Genomic DNA, 9,974 nt, shown 5'->3' with positions numbered 1-9,974 from the left:
TAGCACGGTTTCTTTTTACTTCACATCATAGCCTTGGTCATCAATAGCTTCTTTAATATTATCCAAAGATACTTCATTAGATCTGTACTCTACATCCACAGTCCCATTTTTCAGATCTACTTTCACGCTTTCAACACCAGCTAATTCTCCTACACCGACTTCTACAGCCTTAACGCAGTGACCACATGACATCCCAGCTACATTTAATGTTACTTTTTCCATTATTCAACAGCTCCTTATTTTTTCATTAATTTTTGAATCGTAATTAGGACTTCATCCAGAACTTCCATGTCCCCTTCATTAAGTCGATCCACTACACAAGTTTTCAAGTGACCTTCAAGCAGAATTTTTGCAACGCTATTTAAGGCAGATTGAGTAGCGGATATTTGTGTAATTACATCATCGCAATAAGTGTCTCTTTCGATCAGCCCTTTAATCCCGCGGATTTGGCCTTCAATTCGGTTTAATCGAGTGACTAGATTTTTCTTTACTTTATCTGAATGGTGACTTTTTCGCTCACTATGTGAATTACAGCAGCTTTCATCTTCTGAAAACAACTTTTCATCTTCTTGATTGGATACCATAGGATCCCTCCTTAATTCGAATTATATTATACCCCCGTATAGTATGTAAAGCTCAAATAAAGTTTTTCTGAAAAAAATGGAATTTTTGTGAACTTAGCCATAATCAAGGGTATTAATTCATTATAATTAATATTATTTTACTTCCCGCTAAATTTCTTCAAACTTATAAAGTAAAATAGATATATTATTCGATTTAGAACAGGTGATTATTAATGAATAATTTCTCATTCAAGATTAGAACCGTATTTTTACTGTTCAAAGGAAAGAGAAAATTGTAGAGAGGAATTGGCAATGAGAGATTTTTTACTAGAATGGTTTCCAAATAATCCAATACTTGCTGTCCTCGTTAGTTTAATAATAAATATGATTGTTGCTATATCAGGCATTTTGCCCAGCGTTTTTATTACTGCAGGAAACATTGCCTTTTTTGGTTTCGAAATGGGGCTCTTGGTCTCCGTTGCGGGAGAGGCAGCTGGAGCAATTGTAAGTTTTGTCTTATACAGAAAAGGATTAATAAAGCTTTCACCTAATATAAAAAAATCAAAGTCTAAGCTTTTATTAAAGTTGAAGAATACAGCCGGAGCAGAAGCAATATTTCTTGTACTTGCCCTTAGAATTTTTCCGTTTATTCCTTCAGGCGCTGTAACACTTGCAGCTGCATTCAGTAAAATGGGGCTGTTATCGTTTTGTGTCGCAAGCACATTAGGGAAAATACCATCTCTATTAATAGAAGCATACTCGGTTGACCAAGTGTTATCGTTAAAATCAGAATGGCAGATTACCATTATTCTTCTTATCATCTTAACAAGCATCTATTTTTTTATGCGAAAAATGAAACAATAAAAAGTAAGAACAATCAAATTTGATTGCTCTTACTCTTTTATTGTTTATAATATCAGCGTAATCCATCTAATTTTAACGTTGCAGTTTTGATATAATCTAAAATATTTATTTTCAGCTAATACGCAATGAAATAAAAATTTTCAAATTTAATTGAGGTGAGAAAAATTTCAATTTTACGTTCCATTCGAAAAATTTATCAGTTTTTTGTGGATATACCTATTAAAGATGGGACAGTTTTGAAAGATCGCTATCAGGTGTTAAGTTTTATAGGTGCTGGAAGCTACGGGATGGTATATCTCTGCAGAGATTTGAAAACAAATGAAAATAGAGTGATTAAACAACTTCGGCCAAGTAAACGGCGAAATAAAAAAGAAGCAGCGATGTTTGAAAATGAAATCTCAGTATTAGGTACGCTAAACCAAAAAAATATGCCAGTTTTATATGAAGCTTTTTCAAGTAATGGATATTTTTTTTATGCAATGAGTTTTATTGAAGGGGATAATCTGGAAGACGAACTTTTCATTAGCAAAAAAACGTATAGCGAGAAAGAGTCACTCTTTATTCTTGTCCACTTACTCGAATTAGTAGATGACCTTCACAATAAAGGCATTTATCATCAGGATTTGCGTACCGCTAACATTCTTCTAAAAAACAAGGAACCTTTTTTGATTGATTTTGGTTTATCTAAGCAAAGAGACTCAATTAATCAGCATAACAAACTAGAAGATATTTTAAAGATGAAACAGCAGGATTACTATGATTTAGGGGACTTGCTTTTATATTTGCTTTATTCAACGTACTCCTCCAAGAATAAAAAAGCTCTCCCCTGGACAGAAGAACTTTCTTTAAAAAAGGAAACCGTTAATTTACTGAAAAAATTACTAGGAATACACGAACCTTATACAAATACTATTGAAATTTCAAAAGGTTTATATGCCGCAATAAATGCGCAAGAAAAAGAAAGTTAATTGTATAGAGTAAAATTAGCTGCTGCTTCGTCCTTTACGTTTATAGCGGTGGCTTCCACTCATTGGAAATGATTTGTACCGTCTGCTGCTACTGCTTCCGCGACGATAATTGCGGTGTCTTCGCTCGCTGCTTCCTTGAGAAAGATGTTTGACCATTTTCAATATTTTTTTAAACATATATTACCTCTTTTCATCTATTTTAGTAAGGCTTAGGAGGATACGAGTTTAAAACGTAATATTTAAAGGATAGTCTAAAAATTTTGCTCGCATACCCCACAGGTATTTCAGATATTGAATTGAACAGAGCCTTTTTTAAAGCTTGCCGTTCGTTACTATTTAATTAATTGTTTTTCTGCTATTTTTTTAACTTCTAAATAATGAATTTGATGACCATCGATATTGTGTACTTTGAAATTATAACCTTCGAATTCTAGTTCTGAACCAGTCGTCTTAGCATCAAAGTTTTGAGTCAAGAACCATCCACCTATTGTGTCAACATCCTCATGAGATAAATCGGTTCCCAATAAATTGTTAACATCCTCTATGAGTAATTTGGAATCTAAAATAAAATGGTTTTCGTTTAACATTCGAATTGCTGGCACTTCATCTTCATCAAATTCATCTCTAATTTCTCCGACAATTTCTTCAATAATATCTTCAACAGTTACTAAACCAGATGTACCACCATATTCATCCATTAGGATGGCAATATGGATCCGTTCTTTTTGCATTTTTACTAACAAGTCATGGATTGGGACATTTTCGATCACACGAATAACGGGATTTATGAATGTCTCTAATTTATAGTCTTCATCTGCATTTTTGTTTATAAGATTAGTCGTTAAGAATTCTTTCGCATTAATAAAGCCTAGAATATTGTCTTTATCACCATTAACAACTGGGTATCTTGTATAATGTTCGGTCCCAATAATATTCAATATATCGTTAAAGGTATCGTCAATTGAAATCGTCACGATTTCCGTTCGCGGCACCATGATTTCTTTCGCAATTCTTTCGTCAAATTCAAAAATATTGTTCACGTATTTTAGTTCATTTTTATTAATTTCCCCACTCTTATAACTTTCGGATAATAAAATTCGGAGTTCTTCTTCCGTGTGAGCTACTTCGTGTTCTGAGGCAGGTTTTATACCAAAAAGTCCAACAAGGACACGTGCTGAACCATTTAGAAACCAGATGAACGGATACAGCAATTTATAAAACCAGATGATCGGTGTAGATAGTAAAAGTGTAACTGCCTCCGCTTTTTGAATAGCAACGGTTTTTGGTGCTAGTTCCCCAACAACAACATGAAGGAATGTTACAAGAGCAAATGCAATACCAAATGATAATACATTTGTAATGGACTCACTTAACTCAAAATAAGCAAACAATGGGTGCAATAGCTTTTCAACTGTCGGTTCACCAAGCCAACCTAAACCTAACGCAGTAATCGTGATTCCCAATTGGCAGGCTGATAAATACTCATCTAAGTGAGTGACGACTTTCTTAGCTGCTATAGCACCCTTTTTTCCTTCAGCGATCAGTTGATCAATTCTGGAAACACGGACTTTAACAATAGCAAATTCAGTCGCTACAAAAAATGCGGTTAATATAATTAATAGTGCTATCAATAATAAATTTATTACATCCAATATAATCCTTGACTCGTCTAGGATACGAGTAAGGAGACACCTCCTAATAGGTTAAGATTTTATGAAACTCCACTATCTTATTTATTCTTCTTTGCTATTTCCTTGAGTCATCACTATCATTTAACTAAGCAATAAAAGCAATGTTTGTATCAGCGACAAACTTTCATGTGAAATTTTTTTCTTCATTTCTTCGAATTTCTTTTGATCAGTCTTCTCAAGTTGAGCAAGAACCTCAGCAACTTCTTTTTCCAAACCTTTAATTTTCAGTCGTAAGTCTAATACGTCAACCTCTTCTGAAAATTTATCTATGCACTCTTTTTTAATTTCCTCCAATGACATACCTTCTTCTTTGCGCTTTTCAATGAAGTGAATACGTTCTATTGAAGAATGATCATAGTACCGGTAATTAGAAGGAGAACGTTCTGCTTTTAGTAAACCAAGATTCGTATAATGGTCGATCGTCCTCTTAGTGACGCTGGCCTTCTCTGCCAATTCTCCAATTCTTAACTTCTCAGTCCCAACGTAATCCCTCCAAACTATAACGTTATGGTTATGTTATAATCATACAATTAAAATTAATAGTTATCAACTATTTTGAAATAAGAATAAGAGATTCACAGTTTGAAAATATTTCTGCTTGTCAAACTTATTCACACCTATTTTCGTTTGCTGGAATTGAAAAAAAGACTAACTCGAGGTTGTAGTATAACAACTTTTCGAGTCAGTCTCTTTCTCTTTATTCCCTATTTATAATAAATTGGACGAAAAGAGCAGCAACAAAGTACCAACAACAAAACAATAGTATGCAAAATATTTTAAATTCCCTTTTGCCATAATCCCCATAAACCATTTCATAGAGAAGTATGTCATGAATAATGTAGCAATAAAAGCGATTAAGTAAGGTACAGCCAAAGTGCCGATATCTGGACTACTTATCAAATCCGAAACCCCTAACACCATGCCGCCTAAACTCACCGGGATATAGAGCATAAATGAAAAACGTAAAGCTGTATCTTGTTTCATGCCGACTACAATCGATGTTATTACTGTTGCTCCGGAACGACTAATTCCAGGAACAAGGGCAACAGCTTGAGCAAACCCAACAATTAATGCATCTTTGATGGATAAATCCCCATCTCTTTTCATCCCCCGAAGGTTACGAATCAGCCAAAGTGCTACTCCAGTAATTAACAAGGTGATCGCAATTGTATGTAGTGAAGTTAGATACTTGGCAATGATGTCATTGAACAGTAAACCTAGCACGGCTGCAGGGATTGTGCCAATCACAATATAAAGAACAAACATAAAATCAGATTTATATGCTTTTTCTTTCGTACGAATAAATTGGAGCGTATTCACCATTAAACGCTTAAGGTCTTGGCGAAAGATAAAGCAAATGGCGAAAAGTGAAGCTGTATTTGTTAGAATTTCAAATACTAAACCTTTCTGTTCAATCCCTAATAATCTCTGTCCAATGATAAGATGACCGCTTGATGAAACGGGAATGGGCTCAGTAACACCTTGAATCAAACCTAATATTAAGTATTTTATGATGATTAGAAACTCATCTGCATTCATAAAACCTATGTACCTCCAAAACTGTTAAATGCTTCTTCTCCTAGACTATACTTTAAAAATTAGGTTCGTAAAGTGTTTTATTAAATTTCCCGAAAATTTGGATATAATAGGTAACATTATTCTAAATCGCTAACTATACTTACAATGATATTAAATTAATCCCAACATCCCAACATCATATTATTGGATTTTCAGCCATTTAGTTGTAATATTCATATAAGGAAATTTTAGTCGGCCATAGGGAGTGAGATTGGTACATGTCGTTGTTCGAAAAAAGATGGTTTAAAAGTATGGTTGGAATCATCTTACTTTTATTAATTGTATTTTTATTAAATGAGAATCAGTTTATCTTAACTCCAATCGTTGTTTTGATAAAAACGATTTTTTTGCCTTTTGTTGTCGCAGGTATTTTGTTTTATTTATGCCGTCCTTTAGTAGCATGGCTAGAAAAGAAGAAAGCTCCACGATGGATTGCTATTTTAGCTGCTTATCTTGCCATCATTTTGTTTGTATACGGCGTTATAAAGTTGGTTGGACCAGTCATCAATGACCAATTAGAACGATTTGTCGATAATTTGCCAGCGATGGTTTCCACCGTAACTGATTGGATTAAATATGTTCAGGAAAATCGGGCTACTTTTCCAGACTTCGTTCAAGAGGCATTGCTTACTGCGAGTGCAGATTTAGAATCCCGAATTGAATCCAATATAGGGAATATTGCTAATGGAATTCTTGGTATTTTCGGATTGATTGGCGGGTTTATCAATACGATCTTCTATCTTGTACTTGTTCCATTTATTTTATTTTATATGTTAAAAGATAGTCATCGATTTGCACCGAGTGTGGCTGTTTTGTTCCCACAGTCTAAAAAAGAACATGTGAAAAACATATTAAAAGAAATGGACAAGACCATCTCTACCTATATACAAGGACAAATGCTCGTCAGTGTCATTGTCGGGGCGCTTTTGTTCATAGGCTACTTAATTATTGGACTGAACTATTCACTTGTTTTAGCAATGTTCGGGATGTTTACAAACGTCATTCCGTTTTTAGGCCCATATATTGCAGTCATTCCTGCATTCTTAGTCGCATTATTTCAAGATCCTATCATGGCTCTTTACGTAGCAATTATCATGTTAGTTGCGCAACAAATAGAAGGAAATATCATTTCCCCGAATATCATGGGGAAAACACTAAACATCCATCCTTTAACAATCATTGTGTTAATTTTAACAGCAGGAAACCTTATGGGGATTATCGGGGTAATCTTTATCATTCCAGCTTATTCCATAGTAAAGGTACTTGTCATAAATATTGTTAAGATTTTTAAAACAGAATAATAGATAAGGAAAAGCCGACTTTCTCACAACCAAGAATGTCGGCCTTTTTCAACTTACTCTAAGCTTTTAATACCAAGCCTTTCATAAGCTCTATCTCTAGCAAGATTATGTGACTGCCATGATTTACTTTGTAAATATTCTCTTTCAGCTTTGCGCTGCTTTAGCAAAGCTTCTAATCCTTGAACATCCGGCTGCTTTTCATAAAGCTCAATTAATCCCATGATTCCCGTTGCAGATAAGCTGTTCAAATACTGAATATCGATTTTCCCTGTAGTCTCAAAGCGAGCCATATTTTGATCAACAACGATTTTATCGATATTTACGATATTTAGCCCCGCATAATAAATAAGTGCTGCAATGAAATAAAAACGGAATAACGATAGCCTCTCAATCCAGATTTTCACAAGAGTATAGGCAAAGATGACCATAAGGAAAATCATAAAGGAATGTGCGAGAACCCGAGTTAATGTGAATCCATAAGCATCCTCATACATCGTTAATCGCATGAAGGCGGATATAAGAAGGACCCCGCTCGATAGCACAAGAATGGTTAAGGCCAACTTAATTGTTTTCCTCAAAATTCCTGCAACATTTTTAGTTAAATTGATGACCCCAGTCGTAACAGTTAGATTGATCAATGTGACAAAGAGCAGTTCAAAAAATCCGCGGCGCGCATATTCTGCGTACGTATAGCCTTCATCAAGAGTCCCACTGAAAAAGTACTTGAATTGGACGGCAACGAATAATACATAGACTAAATCTAGAAGCAGCAAAACAGTCAGTGTAATAATTCCATCCACTCCAAACGGCTTAAGGGCGCCATCTCTCTGGATAATATGGATGTTCCTTTGCAAGAGTACTTGAAGAAATCCAAAGAAACTGAATGTATATATTAAAATAACTACCGCACGGAAAACATATTCTCCCCTAAAGTTGAACAAACCAGGGATACTATTTAAAAGCCTTTCAAATTGAGTATCTGCGGACATAAGCAAATTCAATATGATAAATAAAAAGGGGAAGGAGATAGCTACGCCAATCAGAACCTTTTTCCACACAACATTTTGTTTTTCGTTGCTTCCTCGTCTTGTCAGCTTGGCAGCATATTTAGTGAATAGTGCACTATACCGAATTCCGTCAATCAGGCGTTGTAACGTGTAAATGACGAAATACAAGTTACTCCATTCTTTTTTTTTCGGTGAAGTGATTAAGGCAAGATGGAAGATAACAAGGGCCGGTATCACAAGAATATTCAACGCATAAAAAAGTGCTGTATCATACAGATAATAGCTTGCTGCTAAAAGCCATATTGCGATTAGTACTAGATAGCCGAACCGCTGGTGCGAAAAGGAAAACGACCGAAACCTCCAGAAAAACAGCGCGTAAAAAACAAAAATGAAAACAAAATAGGAGATGCCAATCTGATATCTGAAGAATGCTTCCTCTGCCACAATTCCCAATAAAAAACACAAGAAAAAGAAAATCCAATCTATCCTTTCGATTTTGATTTCCATAATAAAGCCTCCTTTTTATATAGATATTCTATATACATAGTTATTCTATGTACGAAGGTAAAAAAAAGCTCATACAGAAGCTTTTTTCCCCCACCTGTAGCTAATCAGGCAAACTGGGTATAAAAGTAGCGTCATCAGAATACAGATCCCGATAAACGTTTCAGTCAGCAACGGGCTGAACCATTCATGGGGAATGATTCGGAAAACCGTCAGAGCCATTAGCGTTAAATTTGGTATTAACGCCAAGAAAAAGGTCGTTTTCATTAGCTTTCTGCCTTTATGGCCAAACCCTCTGCCAATTTCATAGCCAAGCAACGCCCAGAAAAACAGATAAATACACACAATTAAGATCGGAAAAGATGTTAATTGAACCCATAGGCTTGTGAGCCAGCTCCAGTTTAGCAGATTATGCGCGAGCGTAAGGATAGACCCCCCGGCAAAAAAAAGAATATTAACAGCTATGAACAGCCATTTCATCTTGCTGGGCGTAACGGAAAGTTCTTCTCTCCACATGGCCGCAATCTCTTCGGGTGCTCCGAGCCTTAAATAGATTTGATTGCGCACCTCGGAATCATCCTCTAGCTTGAAAAGCTCTACAAGGAGTTCATTAAGATGATCATCATATTCCTTTAAAATCAACTCTTTTTCGCTATGATTTGCGAGGTGCTTTGCAAGCTCTTCTAAAAACTCATCCTTCAGCCGATCCATGCTTTTTTCTCCCCATCACCTTGTTCATTACGGAAACAAAGTCATTCCATTCACGGGTTTTCTCAAGAAGCATTTCTTTCCCTGCCTCCGTAATACGATAATACTTCCTGGCTGGTCCCTTCTCCTGCTCCTGCCAATAGCATTCAATGTATTCCTGCTTTTCGAGCTTATGAAGGGCTGGATACAATGTGCCTTCTTTAAAAGAAAACTCATTTTCGCTGCGCTTCTCCAGTTCCTTAACAATCTCATATCCATACATATCCCGCTCGCCTAACATTTGAAGAAGCAATAGGGATGAACTTCCTTTGACCAATTCACGATTGAACACTTTATCACCTACCTAGTTATTTTAGGTATATAGAGATTCTACACTTCAGCGGAGAAATTGTAAAGGATCAAATTACCTTAAATCTCCTTAATTTTATTTTCATGGAACACAGCTTTTGTTAAAACTGATGATACTCGGTAACCATGAATAGTTCATGAAATCTACTCTATTAAAGTTAAATAAACTCATCGGTACCTCAACTGCTAATTATAGAAGGCAGCTAATAAGTTCATTAAAATAAGATAGGAGTACCTCTCATATGGCAACTTCAAAACTAAAAAATCCGAGTCATTCATCAACTCGGATTTTTATACGTTTAAGATAGCTCCAAATTCACTTTGAAAATTGTAACTTATTTCAAGTTCTTTTTTATAGGCTGAATATTTTTTATCACATGCCTGGCATGCCCATACCCGGGAAGCCACCCATGCCCATACCTGGAACACCGCCCATGCCCAT

11 protein-coding genes are annotated in these 9,974 nt (G+C 35.5%); 3 read left to right on the top strand and 8 right to left on the bottom strand.

What is annotated here, in order from left to right:
- Positions 1-15: 15 nt before the first annotated feature.
- Together copZ and V7149_RS03690 are read right to left on the bottom strand one after the other, a co-directional pair.
- The gene (gene copZ, locus V7149_RS03695; protein WP_335344305.1) at positions 16-222 is read right to left on the bottom strand and encodes a copper chaperone CopZ; all 207 of its coding nucleotides are present in this window, start codon (positions 220-222) and stop codon (positions 16-18) included.
- Positions 223-236: 14 nt separating this feature from the next.
- A complete protein-coding gene (locus V7149_RS03690) occupies positions 237-584 on the bottom strand; it encodes a metal-sensitive transcriptional regulator (protein WP_335344304.1) in 348 nt (115 codons plus the stop codon).
- A gap of 291 nt (positions 585-875) precedes the next feature.
- On the opposite strand from V7149_RS03690, the gene V7149_RS03685 reads away from it, so the two are divergent.
- Both V7149_RS03685 and V7149_RS03680 read left to right on the top strand, forming a co-directional pair.
- Positions 876-1,427, top strand: a complete 552-nt coding sequence (locus tag V7149_RS03685) for a TVP38/TMEM64 family protein (RefSeq protein WP_335344303.1) — start codon at positions 876-878, stop codon at positions 1,425-1,427.
- Between the two features lie 236 nt (positions 1,428-1,663).
- Entirely contained in the window at positions 1,664-2,395 is a 732-nt protein-coding gene (locus V7149_RS03680; protein WP_335344302.1) for a serine/threonine protein kinase, read from the top strand.
- 332 nt (positions 2,396-2,727) lie between these two features.
- Here V7149_RS03680 and V7149_RS03675 read toward each other — a convergent pair whose 3' ends face one another.
- The 3 genes from V7149_RS03675 to V7149_RS03665 all read right to left on the bottom strand — a co-directional run bounded on the left by V7149_RS03675 (position 2,728) and on the right by V7149_RS03665 (position 5,625).
- Entirely contained in the window at positions 2,728-4,047 is a 1,320-nt protein-coding gene (locus V7149_RS03675; RefSeq protein ID WP_335344301.1) for a hemolysin family protein, read from the bottom strand.
- 120 nt (positions 4,048-4,167) lie between these two features.
- Positions 4,168-4,539: a MerR family transcriptional regulator gene (locus V7149_RS03670; protein WP_335344300.1), complete on the bottom strand. Its 372-nt coding sequence runs from the start codon at positions 4,537-4,539 to the stop codon at positions 4,168-4,170.
- A 255-nt stretch (positions 4,540-4,794) separates the two neighbouring features.
- A complete protein-coding gene (locus V7149_RS03665; protein ID WP_335344299.1) occupies positions 4,795-5,625 on the bottom strand; it encodes an undecaprenyl-diphosphate phosphatase in 831 nt (276 codons plus the stop codon).
- A 257-nt stretch (positions 5,626-5,882) separates the two neighbouring features.
- Between V7149_RS03665 and V7149_RS03660 the strand changes: the two genes are divergently transcribed.
- Positions 5,883-6,965 (top strand): AI-2E family transporter, encoded by a 1,083-nt coding sequence (locus V7149_RS03660; protein WP_335344298.1) that lies wholly within the window; start codon positions 5,883-5,885, stop codon positions 6,963-6,965.
- A gap of 53 nt (positions 6,966-7,018) precedes the next feature.
- Here V7149_RS03660 and V7149_RS03655 read toward each other — a convergent pair whose 3' ends face one another.
- The 3 genes from V7149_RS03655 to V7149_RS03645 all read right to left on the bottom strand — a co-directional run bounded on the left by V7149_RS03655 (position 7,019) and on the right by V7149_RS03645 (position 9,515).
- Positions 7,019-8,479: a DUF4153 domain-containing protein gene (locus V7149_RS03655; protein WP_335344297.1), complete on the bottom strand. Its 1,461-nt coding sequence runs from the start codon at positions 8,477-8,479 to the stop codon at positions 7,019-7,021.
- Positions 8,480-8,548: 69 nt separating this feature from the next.
- Entirely contained in the window at positions 8,549-9,187 is a 639-nt protein-coding gene (locus tag V7149_RS03650; protein WP_335344296.1) for a hypothetical protein, read from the bottom strand.
- Positions 9,168-9,515 carry a PadR family transcriptional regulator gene (locus tag V7149_RS03645; protein ID WP_066291043.1) on the bottom strand — a complete coding sequence of 116 codons (348 nt, stop codon included), beginning with the start codon at positions 9,513-9,515 and terminating at the stop codon, positions 9,168-9,170. Before V7149_RS03645 ends, V7149_RS03650 begins: the two co-directional genes overlap by 20 nt.
- Positions 9,516-9,974: the final 459 nt, after the last annotated feature.

The sequence above is a fragment of the Bacillus sp. JJ1503 genome, from assembly GCF_036965125.1.
Taxonomy (GTDB): Bacteria; Bacillota; Bacilli; order Bacillales; family Cytobacillaceae; genus Cytobacillus.
Note: the sequence above shows the minus strand (reverse complement) of the source record. Positions and strands in the feature narration are given on the sequence as shown.